This is a genomic window from Adlercreutzia muris, from assembly GCF_041223505.1.
Taxonomy (GTDB): domain Bacteria; phylum Actinomycetota; class Coriobacteriia; order Coriobacteriales; family Eggerthellaceae; genus Adlercreutzia; species Adlercreutzia muris.
The window spans coordinates 154,029-167,859 of sequence record NZ_JBCLQK010000003.1; the positions used below are offsets into that span (position 1 = coordinate 154,029).

Sequence of the window (13,831 nt, forward strand, 5' to 3'; positions counted from 1 at the left end):
CGGCATGGTGCCGGGTGCCTGCCCTGCGCAATGTTTTCGGGGCGTCGTTGGAGGTATCTCCAGCGGCGCCCTGCTCTTTGTGGGGCGAATTCCAACGGTCGCGCGCCATGGGAGGCGCTATAGTGTTCCCAAGCGAAAACACGAGACGAGAGGAGACGCCTGTGAGCGCACTTTCCGCCGGCATGACCCGCGAGGAGGCTTTCGAGCTGCTCGCCGCCCACAACAAGGATCCCTTCCATATCGAGCACGGCGAGACCGTGGAGCAGACCATGCGCTACTTCGCTCGCGAGTACGATCCGGAGAACGAGGAGTTCTGGGGCATCGTGGGCCTTCTGCACGACCTGGATTGGGAAGAGCACGACGACGAGCCGGAGAAGCACACGCTGTTCGCCGCACCGCTCATCGAGGAAGCTGGCGGCACGCCCGAGCTCATCCGCGCCATCCAGTCGCATACCTCCGATTTCAACCCCGAGCTGCCCCGCCCCGAGCTGCAGATGGAGAAGATCCTGTTCGCCACCGAGGAACTCACCGGGCTCATCGGCGCGGCCATCGTTATGCGCCCGAGCAAGAGCGTTATGGACTTCAACGTGAAGTCGCTCAAGAAGAAGTACAAGGACAAGCGCTTCGCCGCCGGCGTGAGCCGCGAGGTCATCGCGAGCGGCGCGGAGATGCTCGGCTGGGAATTGGACGAGCTGTTCGCCCGCACCATCGAGGCCATGCAGTCCTTCGCTCCCGACCGCGACACCTTCGTCGCAGAGTAGGAGCATCGCGGAGAAGATTGTTGACTTTCGCTCGACGGCTCTTATAATGAAGAACAGGTGGTCGCCGCGGCTACGGCGGGCCGCCTCACAATACTTGCGTAATTGTGTTGAGGGGCCGCTTCCGCTTAGGCGGGGGCGGCTCTCTTTGTTCCGCCGTTGCTGACGCAGCGGCGGGAACGTCGACGCTGCGGCTCCGACAGGCACCTGGCCTTGCACCTCACCGCTTTCCCTCGCAGCACGAAGGCTGCTCGGCCGCGGTTCGGCACAATTCCAGGCACCTGTCGAACCCTCGCTGGCTGCCTTGGGCGAACCAGTGGGTATTCGCAAAGCAGCCCATATCTTCTTTTCAACAGCATGGAGAGCAATTTATGGTGTTTGACGGGCGGGTCTACAATGGTAGGCGTTGCGAAGGCAATACCCGTGCATTTGAAAGGAAGACTCATGTGGTGTCATAAGATCCTCGTGGCCTATGACGGCAGCGCTCCGTCGCACCGGGCCTTGGAGGTCATGCGCGAGATAGCCCAGTCGAACCCTACCGCGGAGGTGGTGCTCGTGCACGTCATGCGCCTGTTCTCCTCGGGGTCGGCGGCTGCCGGCTTGGACACTGTTATGGTGGAGGACGCCATGGCCATCCGCCGGGAGCTGGAGGCTATTGCCGCGGAGCTGCCGAACCCTGCCGAGGTGAAGGTACTCAAGGGCACCTCGCCGGCCGACCTCATCGTGAACTGCGCGAAGGACGAGGGCTGCGATCTCATCATCATGGGCAGCCGCGGTCAGGGCGGCGTGAAGGGCTTCCTCGGAAGCGTCAGCTACGCAGTGACCAAGGAATCGCCCGTCACCGTGCTCATCGCGAAAGAAGGCATGTGCCAGTAATGCCTGCCCCTGCTGCCGTAGCCGCTTTCTGCGCGAGCGCGTTCTTCGTCGGCGCGTGAACCTGTATCTTGCCATGGCCGCCATCGGCGCTTGCGCACTCGCCCTGTTCCTCGTCGTCGCGAAAACCGAGAAGGGCGCCCGGTAGGAGGGGGTGCAGCTCGAATCCCCATCCTGCACGACTCTGAAATATATTCATTGCTGAGAGGGGGAAGAAAATGGCTGGGGTACTAGGATTCGAACCTAGGTAGCTGGTACCAAAAACCAGAGTCCTGCCGTTGGACGATACCCCAGTGCTGTATCGAATGCCCGTGCGAGTTACGCGGCTGGATGACGAGATGGGGGAAACGACGGGAATCCCGCTGCTCGCGACACCAGTGAACGGACGGTTGGTCGTGGTTGCGACCAGGCGAGAAGATGGTGGGCCCTGCGGGGATCGAACCCGCGACCTTGGGATTAAAAGTCCCCTGCTCTACCGACTGAGCTAAAGGCCCGTACTTCTCACGCAAGCGTATAGTTTACCGCTCGCGCGGGATGCGGTCAATGCCAGAGACCTACGAGAACTGTCGTTTTCTTCTCAGTGGGAGGCGGGCTGCCTGTATCAGCGCAGCGTCGTTGACCGATCGATGGCATTGCGCTGTTGTTTCCGTGGCCATAAATCGTAACTGGTAAACTTAAGCGTGAACATCAGATTTGGCGGGCTCGACTCCGCCAACGCGCCCTTGGGAGGCAACCATGCTGCATGCCCACGACGAATCGGTCCGCGCCCATCTTCTGGAAGGCGGTTTCGGGCTGGAGAAAGAATCCCTGCGCATCGATGGCGGCGGCTTTCTCGCCCATACCCCCGCCGATTTCGCCGACGATGTGCATATCGTGCGTGACTTCTCCGAGAACCAGGTGGAAGTGAACACGCCGGTGTGCGCCACGCCGGCCGAAGCGGTGCAGTCGCTCGAGCACTACAACGCCCTCGTGCAGCGGGCCATCGCGAATCTGCCCGAGCGCGAGCTGCTCTGGCCCTTTTCCAACCCGCCCTATATCCTGGGGGAGAAGGACATTCCCATCGCCCAGTACTTCGGCGACGACGCCGGCAAGACCGCCTACCGTGAGTACCTCTCCGACCGCTACGGCCGCTACAAGATGGCCTTCTCGGGCATCCATATCAACTACTCCTTCGGCGATGAGCTGCTGCGAGCCGACTATGCGCTCGCCTGCGCAGAAAGTGCCGATGCGCCCCAGAGCTTCGAGGCCTACCGCGACCAGTTCTACGTGCGCCTGGCCGAGAACTGCGTCACCTGGGGCTGGATCCTCACCGCGGTTATGGCCGCCAGCCCCGTCATGGACTCCTCCTACGTGGAGAAGGGCAAGATCGGCGGCGACTTGTTCCAGGGTCTGGCCACGGTGCGTTGCTCCGAGCTCGGCTACTGGAACTTCTTCGCGCCCGTGCTCGATTACACCAGCGCCGCGGCCTACGCCGATTCCATTCAGGCCTACATCGACAGCGGCATGATCCGCTATCCCTCGGAGCTGTACTATCCCATCCGCCTGAAGAACTTCGGCCCCTATAGCCTTGCGGGGCTGAAGGAAGGCGTGAGCCACATCGAGCTGCGCATGGTGGACCTGAACCCCCTCGTGCGTGCCGGCATCGACGAGCGGGATGTGCTGTTCAGCCAGCTGTTCCTCGTATGGGCCGCCTCGGTGGAGGGCCCGCGCCTGTCGCCCAAGGACCAGGTGCAAGCCGTGCAGAACTTCAAGAACGCCGCGCACTACGACTTGAAGACCGTGAAGATCGTCATGCCCGATGGCAGCGCCTGCTCGGTGGTGAAGGCCGCCAAGCGCATCATCGATGCCATGGAGACGTTCTTCGACGACTTCGGCACGTCGGTTCACGACTGCCTCGCCTTCCAGCGCCTTAAGTTCGAAGACCCCCACACCCGCTACGCCTGGAAGATCCGCGAGGAATACGGCCAGGGCTTCGTAGCCCGCGGCCTGCAGCTGGCCCGGCTCCGCCAGCGCGAGTATGTGGGGGAGTAGGGGTTAAGCGTGGCCGGGACTCGCCGGTAGCGCTCAGCCTTCGTTGAACAATCCTTCGATTACCATATTTCTCGTCGCGTCGATATCGATCTTGCTTCCACGTAGCAGGATGTCGCCGACGCCGTAGATATAGGCGCTCAGGTATTGCTTTGCCGTATCTGCATCGAGTTTGGCCGGCAGGGCCCCGATGCCTCTCCCGTGTTCGATGGCTGCCTTGAATATGGCGCATGTCGCGTCGTATTGGGCACGGGCGCTTTGCAGCACGGCGGGTATCTGACTTGAAGCGGACTCGACGGTCGCGACGAATCGATTGCGCCGCTCGTCATCGCGCAGGTTGCCCGTGATGTGGGCGATGAGCGCGTCGAGCTCGCGTCGGTACTGCTCGACACTTGTGCTGGCGAGAACGTCGTCCACATTGACGTCGACGAGGGGATCGACCATCTTGTAGGTGGCCAGGAGCAGGTCTTCCTTTGATGCGAAGTGATAGTACAGGGCTGGACGGGTAATGCCGAGCTCCTCCGCGATGGAGCCCATTGAGGTGCGGTTGTAGCCCTTGTCCGCGAAGGAGCGGTAGGCAACGTCCAGTATTTTCTCCCGTGTCGTCATTTGACCAGGTCTCCTTCTCTCTTTGTGTGAGCGCGTAAGAAGCCGGCGTCCCATTCGCATTCTACTAGAAAACTTACAGAGTGTAAAAAAGTCGTTGACACCCGGTTCGTGGGTCAGTATAGTGGAACTTACTTACAGTAAGTAAAACTTGAAGCCGATCGGATGATGCAGGCTCTGCTTTACGCAGAATGAGCGAAAGGGGTATCTAGTGGATATCGGCAAGTTCAGGTTTCCCGGGGAGTTTGAACCGCAGACGGACGTGTTCATCAACTGGCTTCCCGATTATTGCGCCGGCGAGGATGGGGACAAGGCCCGCGAGGTGCTCGTCGAGGTAGTGAAGAACCTTCTGGGTCATGTGAACGTTCATGTGAACTGCGGCTGCGAGACTTCCCTCGAGGCTTGCAAGCAGATGCTGGCTGATGCGGGCGTGGATATTTCCGATCCCGATACGTCGGGTCAGCGCAACACCGCAACTGATAATGGTGACGGCAAATTCAGCCCCCACATCCGCTTCACCCAGTTCGACGACTGGAGCGTCTCCATCCGCGACAACGGTCCTGACGTCATGATCGATGACGAGGGCAACGTCCTGGCCGTGAACATGCGCTGGTCCAACTACTCCAACAACGACAAGATGGAGCCCTCCCAGCAGCTGGCCCGCCGCGCCGGCGCCAACATGGCCATTGACCTTGACGTTTTCGACATGGTGAACTCCGACATGGTGTCCGAGGGCGGCAACCGCGAGTTCAACGGCAAGGGCGTCATGATTGCCGTGGAGGACACCGAGGTGGTCAAGCGCAACCCCGAGTACACCAAGCAGGAGATCGAGGACGAGTACAAGCGCATCTGGAACCTGGACAAGGTCATCTGGATTCCCAAGCCCCTGCTGGAGGACGACGACATCCGCAAGGGCCCCATCGACAAGCTGGAGGACGGTACCTTGGTGTGGCCCGGCTCCTTCGCCGCCCATGCCGACGAATACTGCCGCTTCGTGGACGAGGACACGGTGCTTCTGGCCGAGGTGACCGAGGAGGAAGCCGCCGAGAGCCCCGTCAGCGCCGAGAACAAGCGCCGCATCGACGCCGCCTACGAGATCCTGAAGAACGAGACGCTGCCCGACGGGCGCCCGCTCAAAATCGTGCGCATGCCCTTCCCGGAGCATCTCGTCTTCCGCGGCAGCCAGGACAATCCCACGGTCATGGGATGGAAGCAGTTCTTCGACGAGAACGGCGGCGTGGCCTTCGACGGCACGCCGTGGCCCGAAGGCGACTACTGCTTCATCAACTCCTGCAGCTACTGCAACTTCCTCGTGTGCAACGACGTGGTGCTGGGCCAGCGCTACTGGCACGAGGGCATGGACCCGAAGATCAAGGAGAAGGACGAGCGCGCCAAGGCCGTGCTGGAGAGCGTCTTCCCCGGTCGCGAGGTCACCATGCTGGGCACCTACTACCTGAACCTGTTCGGCGGCGGCGTGCACTGCTGGACCAAGAACGTGGCGCTGCCCCAGTAGCGCCTCCAAGGCCGGCGGGCGCACCAGCCCGCGCCCGTCGGCACTCACCACCCAAGAGAGAAGCACCTAAAAGCGAGAAGAAAGGACGCTGAGATGCTCAACAATTTCGTAGGAAAAGACATCATCAACATTGGAGATATGACTCCCGACCAGTTCCAGTACCTGCTGGATCTGTCCAAGATGCTGAAGGCCGAGAAGATGACCGGCGTCGACCACGCCCGCTTCCACAACAAGAACGTGGTGGCTCACTTCGAGTGGGAGTCCACTCGTACCCGCTGCGCCTTCGAGACCTCATGCCACGACCTTGGTCTGGGCTTCACCTACCTTTCCAACTCCCACTTCGGCAACAAGGAGACGGTGAAGGACTCCATCCGCGTGTTCAGCGAGATGTACGATGCTATCGTTCTGCGCGCTCAGCGTGAAGAGGCCTATGTGCGCGAGGTGGCTGATATCGCTACTATCCCCGTCATCAACGCCTGCTGCGAGGGAGACCATCCCACTCAGATGCTGGCCGATGCCCTGACCATGCAGGAGCTGCTGGGCAACCTGAAGGGCCGCAAGCTGGCCTTCGTGGGTAACTGCGCTACCACCGCCATGTGGTACGGCCGCCTGTGCGCGCTTTTGGGCATGGACTTCTATGCCGTGGGTCCCGACGACGAGCGCTATCAGCTGTGCGACTCCTTCAAGGAGAACATCGAGGACCTGTTCAACAAGTGGGCCCCGAACAACGAGATCGTGCTCACCTCCGACAAGGAGAAGCTGAAGGGCATGGACGTGGTGACCACCGAGTGCTGGATCTATCAGAACCCCGACGTGCACGACGAGGACCTGGCTGCCTCCGGCGACTGGACCAGCCTGGAGTACTCCTACGACGCGTGGCTGCGCCACTCCGACATCATGGAGCCGTACCGCGTGACCAGCGACCTGATGGAAGAATACGTGAAGAATCCCGAATGCCTGGTGATGCACATGCTGCCGGCCTACCACAACGCCGATATGAAGCTGATGCAGAAGTTCCTGGCCGAGGCCAAGAACGAGCGCGACCGCCGCATCCTGACCGAGGGTATCTGCATCTCCGACGAGTGCTTCGAGAAGCATGCCAGCGAGATCTTCCGCGAGGCGGGCAACCGCCAGCCCACCATCAAGGCCTGCCTGGCCGCCGTATTGGGCATTTAGTCGTCGATTCGCCGCCGGCGGGCGGCCCTGCGCGCCCGTCCGCCGGCTCGTAAGGAGGAAACATGTCTACTGAAGTAGCAACGAAGAGGGGGAGTGGTTACGCCTGGTTGGTCATGCTCGGCTTCGGCATGGTCATGTGCGCCACCATCGGCGCCATCACCGTCATGGGCGGTTTGTTTTACTATCCGGTATGCGAGGAGTTGGGTTTCGATCTTTCGACGTTCACCCTGTATGTGACCTTGTCGATGATATTCATGGCCCTGGGCATGCCAGTTTGCGGAAAGATCATGGCATCCGGCAAAATCAAGCTGCCCACGCTCATGACAGCGGCCGTGCTCATGGAGCTCGTTCCCTTTGCCTGTATGTCCCTGTTCACTGAGATGTGGATGTGGTTCGTTGCGGCAGTGCCGATCGGCTTCGGCCTGTCAGCCACAAGTACGGTGACGGCAGCTCCCACCTTGGGTAACTGGTTCCACAAGAAGACCGGCTTCGCCATTGGCATGATCTTCACCATTCAGAGTATCTTTGTGGCAGTGGCGAGCCCCATCTTCAGCAACATGATCGAGGTGCTTGGCTGGCGCACCAGTTACGTTGTGCTGGCTGCCATCGCCGCAGTGATGGCGCTGCCCTTCACTATCTTCGTCATCCGTTATCGTCCCGAAGATAAGGGCATGCTGCCCTACGGCTACGACCCGAATGCGGCGGAAGAGGATGGCGGTGCTTTGGCGGAGTCCGGCGTTCCCTATAAGCTGGCCCTCCGCTCGGTGCCGTTCGTTATGGCCATTCTGGTAGTTATGATGAGCATGACCATCTCCAACATGAACGTTGTGTTCCCCACCTATGCCGAGGTAGTTGGCCTTGGCGCCATTGTGGGCGGCTTCATGGTGACGGCGGCAAGCCTTGCCGATATCGCTCTCAATCCCATCCTGGGGACCACGGCCGACAAGTTCGGCCCCACCAAGTCGTTCATCGGCTGGACCGTGATTACAATGGTCTCCTTCGTCATCCTGTACTTCAGCGTGGGCAGCCCTATCCTGGCTATTGTGGGCGCGGGCATCAACGATGTCATGTACGCGCTGTGCGGCGTGGGTCTGGCGACGTTTACGATGGCCTGGTTTGGCAAGAGGGACTATGAGCGCATCTTCTCCACGGTCATGATGTTCGGCTATCTCGTTGCCAGCTTGGGCGTACCCATCATGATGAAGATCTACGAGATGACCGGTGCCTTTGAGAACGTGTTCGTCTTTGGCTTCATTGTATGCATCGTCATCATTGTGTGCTTGCTGGTAGGCGAGAAGCGGTCTGCGGAACTACCGCGCGAGACCGTTAATGCCGCTGCGGAGCCGCCAGTTGCCGCTCGAGAGTAAATGTTCCGAGCCACCTGTCCATCTTTCGGGCAGGTGGCTTCTTGCCTTGTCGGAAAAGGGGCCTGCTGGGCAGCAATGTCCCAAGCGAGGAAACGAGGTTAGTCGTGGTTGGGTCTGAGAGCGCCGGGCGTAGTACCGCGAAGCTGCATTATGCATGGTTTGTCATGGTGGCGTATGGTCTTATGATGTGCGGCACCATCGGTTCGTTCTCAGTGATAAGTGCACAATGGTTCTATCCTGTGAGTGCCGACATCGGCTGCGAGTTATCGACGCTGACGCTGTATACCACTATTGAAATGGCGTGCATGGGGCTGGCCATGCCCCTGGTGGGCAGCCTCCTCACCCGGGTGAAGCTGCCCGTGCTTCTGACTGGCGCTGTGCTGATGGAGGTTCTGGCCACCGCGGCCATGGCCTTTTACAGCGAACCGTGGATGTGGTATGCCTCCAGCGTGTTCATCGGCCTGGGATTAGCGGCTACTAGTACCGTGACGGTTACACCAACCATGGGCAATTGGTTCGCGAAGAAGACTGGCTTCGCTATTGGCGTGGTATGGGCCATCCAGGCAATGTTTTGCGCCGTGGCGAGCCCTCTGTTCGCCGCTATCATCATGGTCATCGGTTGGCGAGCTGCGTATCTCGTGTTGGCTGCTGTATCAGCGTGTCTGGCATTGCCCGCTGTCATTTTCGTCATTCGCTACCGTCCTGAAGACGTTGGGCTTCTGCCCTACGGCTATGAAGAGACGTCGGTCAGGCAGTCACGCGGCGCTGCGCCTGGCGTATCGGCGCGAACCGCTTTTCGCAGCGCGCCGTTCTTCCTGTGCGCAGGCATTGTCACGCTGTGTCAGGGCACGGCGTGCATGAACGCCATATTTCCCACTTACGCAGAGGTGGTGGGCTTGGGCGCCGTCGTCGGCGGTCTCATGGTGTCAGCGGCCAGCCTCTGCGACATTGCTTTCAATCCTATCGCGGGCGCTACCAGCGACAGATTCGGCCCAACGCGCTCGATGGTGCTATGGACGGGTATCACCATGGTGTCGCTTGTGGTGTTGTACTTCAGCGGATCGTCGCCAGCGGGTTCGTGCGTGGGTGCCGGCTTGAACGATGCCATGTATGCCATCACGGGTGTGGGCTACTCTACCTTCGCCCTGTCCATCTTCGGACTGCGCGATTTTGAGAAGATATTCTCGCGTATCACTTGCTGCGGTTATTTGGCGGCCAGCTTGGGTATTCCGCTGATGATGGGCATCTATGAAGCTACCGGCGTGTTTCAGAATGTGTTCGTATTTTGCTTCGTGATAGACATCGTCATCATAGCTCTCGTTTTGGCGGCGCGGAAGCTCGGCAAAGCCCTCAGGTGGTCGAGCTAAATTTCACAAGGCTCATTTGAGCGCTTTCCCCTGGAATACCTGCCGTCTCCTCACGATGCCGATGCCCATAAGTTTTCCGTTGAGAACTAGTTTGGAGGAGATCGACGGCGAGGACTATGGTGGGGCTTCGACACCCGCGGCCTCCAACTCGCCCGTCAATGCCGTCGCGAGCACCTGGGGAGTAGGGGAAATCCAGCGTCCGTGGTATACTTTTGCCCATGGTGACGGTCCAGCACATAACGGAGGTTCTCAGCGACGTCGTGGCGCCCTATGACGTGCGTGCGGCGTACCTCTTCGGCTCTTTCGCGCGGGGGGAGCAAAGCTCGGAGAGCGACATCGATGTGCGCCTCGAATGCGGGCCGGATATCGATTATGGCAATCTGCTCGATATCCAGGAGACGCTCGAGGAGAGGCTCGGCCGCTCTGTTGAGATCGTGACGAATCCTCCCGAGTTCATGCGGCCGGCCTTCCGCAAGCGCGTCCAGCGAGACGAGGTGCTCCTCTATGCGGCAGCTTGAGCGTGATCTCGACTTGATAAGCGTCATACTCGCTGACGCCGAGGTTCTCGCAAATCGCATCACGCGGTTTTCCCTCGATCAGGAGAAGTTTGTCGAAGATCGTTCAGAGGACGGCGAGCTTGCCTACGATGCCGTTATGAGTCCTGTCTACCGTATTGCAGAGGATGCGGTTCACCTGTCTGACGACGTGGTGTCCGCGTTTCCCGCCTACCCTTGGCGCCAAATTAAAGGCTTTCGGAACTTCGTCGCTCACGGTTATCGCGAGGTTGATCGCCGTATCGCATGGTATGTGGCGAGCGACGATATCCCTCAATTAGCTGTCTTGCTTCGGGAGTATTGGGATGATCATGCGCCTCTGCTTTTGCAGGAGGACTGCGAAGAAAAATAGGCATTGGGGCCGGTCGCAGCTTTGGATGGCGCGCGTACCGAGGGGCGGGCCGCCATGCCGGCCGGTGTCTGCTGGTTTCCGCGAACCAGTCCGCCCGGGGAAGCTTGCATCCCCTCGGAGGCTGTGCTATCATTTTCTCTTGCCGACAAGGCGGCGGCGCTCTGGCAGCGCGAATAATACCTGGCGGCTCCGATTGATCTCCGAGAGCTGCGCGGCTCGACCGCAGGCCTGACAAGCAGGTCATTTCAAAGCCAAACCCGCTTTTTGGTTTTTTACGCCCTTGTGCGAAATTTCTCTTCAAATTTGCTTGCATCTTTGTTACCATTTTACGCTGCTGCTTTATCAGTCCGCTTGGAGGAGCAACTTTTGGCTAAAGAAGATGTAATCGAACTCGAGGGCACGGTGCTCGAAGCTCTGCCCAACGCGATGTTCAAGGTGGAACTTGAGAACGGTCACACCATTCTCGCCCACATTTCCGGCAAGATGCGCATGCACTACATCAAGATCCTGCCCGGAGACCGTGTCACGGTGGAATTGTCGGTCTACGACCTCAACCGCGGCCGCATCACCTACCGCTTCAAGTAGTTTCCCAGACGGCCCGATCGGGCGCACGCTCCCGCGAAGACCCGGATCCTTCGCGCGGGGTCACAGCTGAGAAAACAATCGCCAGCGGCTGGGCGTGCACGTATAGAACGATCCGCATACCGAAAGGAAAGTGATATGAAGGTACGTCCTTCGGTCAAGAAGATGTGCGACAAGTGCAAGATCATCCGACGCCATGGCAAGATCCTCGTCATCTGCGAGAATCCGCGCCATAAGCAGCGTCAGGGCTAGGGAGAAAGGACTCTTAAGAAACATGGCACGTCTCGTTGGTGTCGATCTTCCCCGCAATAAGCGCATTGAGATCGCCTTGACCTACATTTACGGCATTGGCCTCACTACGGCCAAGCAGATCATCGCCGAAACCGGCGTGAACCCCGACATTCGCGTGAAGGACCTCTCCGAGGAAGACCTCGCGAAGCTGCGCGACTACATCCAGCAGAACCTCAAGGTCGAAGGCGACCTGCATCGCGAGGTTTCGCAGAACGTGAAGCGCCTCATGGAGATCGGTTGCTATCGCGGCCTGCGTCATCGTCGCGGCCTGCCCGTTCGCGGTCAGCGCACGCACACGAACGCTCGTACCCGCAAGGGTCCGCGCAAGCAAATCGGCGGCAAGAAGAAGTAGTGAGGTAAGCAAACCGTGGCTAAGAAGCAAGTACGTACGCGCATCAAGCGCTCCGAGCGTAAGAACATTGCCGTGGGCGCCGCTCACATCAAGTCTACGTTCAACAACACCATCGTCTCCATCACCGATCCCCAGGGCAACGTGATCTCCTGGCAGTCCGCGGGCACCGTGGGCTTCAAGGGCTCCCGTAAGTCCACGCCGTTCGCCGCGCAGATGGCCGCCGAGGCCGCCGCGAAGACGGCTATGGAGCACGGCCTGAAGAAGGTCGCCGTCTTCGTGAAGGGCCCGGGTTCCGGTCGCGAGACCGCTATCCGTTCTCTCCAGGCTGCCGGCCTCGAAGTGGCCTCCATCCAGGACTGCACTCCCATCCCGCACAACGGTTGCCGTCCCCGCAAGCGTCGTCGCGTGTAACTGAAAGGATCGTACATTATGGCAATTAATAGAACTCCGGTTCTTAAGCGCTGCCGGCAGCTGGGCATCGATCCTGTGGTGCTCGGTTACTCCAGCAAGAAGGAATCCATCCGCCAGCCGAAGCGTCGTCGCAAGGAGAGCGAGTACGCCATGCAGCTGCGCGAGAAGCAGAAGGCCAAGTTCATCTACGGTGTGCTCGAGAAGCAGTTCCGTGGTTACTTCAAGCGCGCCAAGTCCATGCAGGGTCAGACCGGTGAGAACCTCATGACCATCCTGGAGACCCGTCTCGACAACGTGGTCTTCCGCCTGGGCTTCGCCCGCACCCGCAAGGAAGCCCGCCAGATGGTGACCCACGGCCACATCTGCGTGAACGGCCGCCGCGTGGACATCCCGTCCTTCCGTGTGCGCGCCGGTGAGCTCGTCTCCGTGGCTCCCAAGGCCAAGGAGCTTCTCGTCGTGAAGAGCGCGCTTGTCTCCAACGAGCGCGTGCAGGTGCCCGCCTGGCTCGAGATCGACATCGAGAAGCTGCAGGGCAGCGTGCTGTCCCTCCCGACGCGTGACCAGATCGATCTGGACATCAACGAGCAGCTCATCGTCGAACTGTACTCGAAATAATCGCGGCTCATTAAGGAGGCTACTCACACATGACAGAGTTCATGAGGCCTACAGTTACTACGGAGGAAGTCAACGACACCGTTGCCCGCTACATCGTCGAGCCGCTCGAGCGCGGTTACGGCAACACCCTGGGCAACTCCATGCGTCGCGTTCTGCTCTCCTCGCTGGACGGGGCGAAGGCCACCGCTATCCAGATCGAGGGCGTGCAGCATGAGTTCACTACCGCCGAGGGCGTCATCGAGGACATCACCGACATCGTGCTGAACGTGAAGGGCCTGGTGTTCTCCCAGGTGTCCGACGAGGCCGACGAGGCGACCGCGCACGTGTTCGCCGAGGGTCCCTGCACGGTGACCGGTGCCGACTTGGAGGTGCCCGGCCAGTTCAACCTGGTGAACCCGGATCACGTCATTGCCACGGTGGCCGACGGCGGCCAGCTGGACATGACCATCCGCATCGGGGTGGGCCGCGGGTACGTGTCCGCCGAGCGCAACAAGCGCACGGAGGATCCCATCGGCATCATCCACGTTGACTCGCTGTTCTCGCCGGTGCGTCGTTGCACGATGAACGTGACCGACACCCGCGTGGGCCAGCGCACCGACTACGACAAGCTGGTTCTGGAAGTTGAGACCGACGGCTCCATCGACCCCACCGAGGCCGTGTGCCGCGCGTCCAACATCATCAACCAGTACATGGGGGCGTTTCTGGCCCTGGCCGCCACGGGCGAGGAAGAGGAGGGCGAGGCCCCGTCCATCTTCGCGCCGGAGGGTCAGGAGTCCAACGCCGAGCTGGACAAGCAGATCGAGGACCTGGATCTGTCCGTCCGCTCCTACAACTGCCTGAAGCGCGCGGGCATCCACTCCGTGCGCCAGCTCGTCGAGTTCTCCGAGAACGACCTGCTGAACATTCGGAACTTTGGTGCGAAGTCCATTGAGGAAGTGAAGGACAAGCTCATTTCCATGGACCTCAATTTGAAGCTTTAGGAGACA

At 60.1% G+C, this 13,831-nt stretch carries 16 protein-coding genes and 2 tRNA genes; 15 read left to right on the plus strand and 3 right to left on the minus strand.

The annotated features are described in order from the left end of the window. Nucleotides 1–161: 161 nt before the first annotated feature. Together AAK988_RS04360 and AAK988_RS04365 are read left to right on the plus strand one after the other, a co-directional pair. On the plus strand, nucleotides 162–761 hold the full coding sequence (locus tag AAK988_RS04360; protein WP_160324022.1) for an HD domain-containing protein: 600 nt from the start codon (nucleotides 162–164) through the stop codon (nucleotides 759–761). Between the two features lie 441 nt (nucleotides 762–1,202). After that, complete coding sequence (locus AAK988_RS04365) at nucleotides 1,203–1,634, plus strand: universal stress protein (protein ID WP_242369045.1); 432 nt, start codon at nucleotides 1,203–1,205, stop codon at nucleotides 1,632–1,634. A gap of 216 nt (nucleotides 1,635–1,850) precedes the next feature. Here the strand turns inward: AAK988_RS04365 and AAK988_RS04370 are convergent. Together AAK988_RS04370 and AAK988_RS04375 are read right to left on the minus strand one after the other, a co-directional pair. Further along, nucleotides 1,851–1,924, minus strand: a tRNA-Gln gene (locus AAK988_RS04370). A 125-nt stretch (nucleotides 1,925–2,049) separates the two neighbouring features. Then, a tRNA-Lys gene (locus AAK988_RS04375) sits at nucleotides 2,050–2,125 on the minus strand. Between the two features lie 241 nt (nucleotides 2,126–2,366). Here AAK988_RS04375 and AAK988_RS04380 point away from each other — a divergent pair. Continuing rightward, the gene (locus tag AAK988_RS04380) at nucleotides 2,367–3,662 is read left to right on the plus strand and encodes a hypothetical protein (RefSeq protein ID WP_369872945.1); all 1,296 of its coding nucleotides are present in this window, start codon (nucleotides 2,367–2,369) and stop codon (nucleotides 3,660–3,662) included. A 33-nt stretch (nucleotides 3,663–3,695) separates the two neighbouring features. Here AAK988_RS04380 and AAK988_RS04385 read toward each other — a convergent pair whose 3' ends face one another. Beyond that, nucleotides 3,696–4,268 carry a TetR/AcrR family transcriptional regulator gene (locus AAK988_RS04385; protein ID WP_369872944.1) on the minus strand — a complete coding sequence of 191 codons (573 nt, stop codon included), beginning with the start codon at nucleotides 4,266–4,268 and terminating at the stop codon, nucleotides 3,696–3,698. 208 nt (nucleotides 4,269–4,476) lie between these two features. On the opposite strand from AAK988_RS04385, the gene AAK988_RS04390 reads away from it, so the two are divergent. The 12 genes from AAK988_RS04390 to AAK988_RS04445 all read left to right on the plus strand — a co-directional run bounded on the left by AAK988_RS04390 (nucleotide 4,477) and on the right by AAK988_RS04445 (nucleotide 13,825). Then, on the plus strand, nucleotides 4,477–5,778 hold the full coding sequence (locus AAK988_RS04390; RefSeq protein WP_369872943.1) for an agmatine deiminase family protein: 1,302 nt from the start codon (nucleotides 4,477–4,479) through the stop codon (nucleotides 5,776–5,778). Between the two features lie 93 nt (nucleotides 5,779–5,871). Continuing rightward, nucleotides 5,872–6,954, plus strand: coding sequence for an ornithine carbamoyltransferase (locus AAK988_RS04395; RefSeq protein ID WP_135969796.1), 1,083 nt, complete (start codon nucleotides 5,872–5,874; stop codon nucleotides 6,952–6,954). A gap of 62 nt (nucleotides 6,955–7,016) precedes the next feature. Beyond that, complete coding sequence (locus AAK988_RS04400) at nucleotides 7,017–8,321, plus strand: MFS transporter (RefSeq protein WP_135969797.1); 1,305 nt, start codon at nucleotides 7,017–7,019, stop codon at nucleotides 8,319–8,321. Between the two features lie 104 nt (nucleotides 8,322–8,425). After that, a complete protein-coding gene (locus AAK988_RS04405) occupies nucleotides 8,426–9,688 on the plus strand; it encodes an MFS transporter (protein ID WP_369872942.1) in 1,263 nt (420 codons plus the stop codon). 218 nt (nucleotides 9,689–9,906) lie between these two features. Continuing rightward, complete coding sequence (locus AAK988_RS04410) at nucleotides 9,907–10,206, plus strand: nucleotidyltransferase family protein (RefSeq protein ID WP_135969799.1); 300 nt, start codon at nucleotides 9,907–9,909, stop codon at nucleotides 10,204–10,206. Further along, nucleotides 10,193–10,594, plus strand: a complete 402-nt coding sequence (locus tag AAK988_RS04415; protein WP_135969800.1) for a HepT-like ribonuclease domain-containing protein — start codon at nucleotides 10,193–10,195, stop codon at nucleotides 10,592–10,594. The genes AAK988_RS04410 and AAK988_RS04415 overlap by 14 nt, the downstream gene beginning before the upstream one ends. Before the next feature lie 366 nt (nucleotides 10,595–10,960). Then, nucleotides 10,961–11,179 carry a translation initiation factor IF-1 gene (gene infA, locus AAK988_RS04420; protein WP_016309306.1) on the plus strand — a complete coding sequence of 73 codons (219 nt, stop codon included), beginning with the start codon at nucleotides 10,961–10,963 and terminating at the stop codon, nucleotides 11,177–11,179. 135 nt (nucleotides 11,180–11,314) lie between these two features. Continuing rightward, the gene (rpmJ, locus tag AAK988_RS04425; protein WP_016309305.1) at nucleotides 11,315–11,428 is read left to right on the plus strand and encodes a 50S ribosomal protein L36; all 114 of its coding nucleotides are present in this window, start codon (nucleotides 11,315–11,317) and stop codon (nucleotides 11,426–11,428) included. Nucleotides 11,429–11,450: 22 nt separating this feature from the next. Continuing rightward, nucleotides 11,451–11,819 carry a 30S ribosomal protein S13 gene (gene rpsM / locus AAK988_RS04430; RefSeq protein ID WP_135969801.1) on the plus strand — a complete coding sequence of 123 codons (369 nt, stop codon included), beginning with the start codon at nucleotides 11,451–11,453 and terminating at the stop codon, nucleotides 11,817–11,819. Between the two features lie 15 nt (nucleotides 11,820–11,834). Continuing rightward, on the plus strand, nucleotides 11,835–12,230 hold the full coding sequence (rpsK, locus tag AAK988_RS04435) for a 30S ribosomal protein S11 (protein ID WP_028026883.1): 396 nt from the start codon (nucleotides 11,835–11,837) through the stop codon (nucleotides 12,228–12,230). A gap of 18 nt (nucleotides 12,231–12,248) precedes the next feature. After that, a complete protein-coding gene (rpsD, locus tag AAK988_RS04440) occupies nucleotides 12,249–12,845 on the plus strand; it encodes a 30S ribosomal protein S4 (protein WP_028026882.1) in 597 nt (198 codons plus the stop codon). Nucleotides 12,846–12,874: 29 nt separating this feature from the next. Beyond that, nucleotides 12,875–13,825 (plus strand): DNA-directed RNA polymerase subunit alpha, encoded by a 951-nt coding sequence (locus AAK988_RS04445; RefSeq protein WP_135969802.1) that lies wholly within the window; start codon nucleotides 12,875–12,877, stop codon nucleotides 13,823–13,825. Nucleotides 13,826–13,831: the final 6 nt, after the last annotated feature.

Coding starts and splice junctions, on each gene's coding strand:
- rpsM (WP_135969801.1), top strand. CDS start 11,451: ATGGCACGTCTCGTTGGTGTCGATCTTCCCCGCAATAAGCGCATTGAG.
- AAK988_RS04445 (WP_135969802.1), top strand. CDS start 12,875: ATGACAGAGTTCATGAGGCCTACAGTTACTACGGAGGAAGTCAACGAC.
- AAK988_RS04380 (WP_369872945.1), top strand. CDS start 2,367: ATGCTGCATGCCCACGACGAATCGGTCCGCGCCCATCTTCTGGAAGGC.
- AAK988_RS04410 (WP_135969799.1), top strand. CDS start 9,907: ATGGTGACGGTCCAGCACATAACGGAGGTTCTCAGCGACGTCGTGGCG.
- AAK988_RS04395 (WP_135969796.1), top strand. CDS start 5,872: ATGCTCAACAATTTCGTAGGAAAAGACATCATCAACATTGGAGATATG.
- AAK988_RS04400 (WP_135969797.1), top strand. CDS start 7,017: ATGTCTACTGAAGTAGCAACGAAGAGGGGGAGTGGTTACGCCTGGTTG.
- AAK988_RS04385 (WP_369872944.1), bottom strand. CDS start 4,268: ATGACGACACGGGAGAAAATACTGGACGTTGCCTACCGCTCCTTCGCG.
- AAK988_RS04365 (WP_242369045.1), top strand. CDS start 1,203: ATGTGGTGTCATAAGATCCTCGTGGCCTATGACGGCAGCGCTCCGTCG.
- rpsD (WP_028026882.1), top strand. CDS start 12,249: ATGGCAATTAATAGAACTCCGGTTCTTAAGCGCTGCCGGCAGCTGGGC.
- rpmJ (WP_016309305.1), top strand. CDS start 11,315: ATGAAGGTACGTCCTTCGGTCAAGAAGATGTGCGACAAGTGCAAGATC.
- AAK988_RS04415 (WP_135969800.1), top strand. CDS start 10,193: ATGCGGCAGCTTGAGCGTGATCTCGACTTGATAAGCGTCATACTCGCT.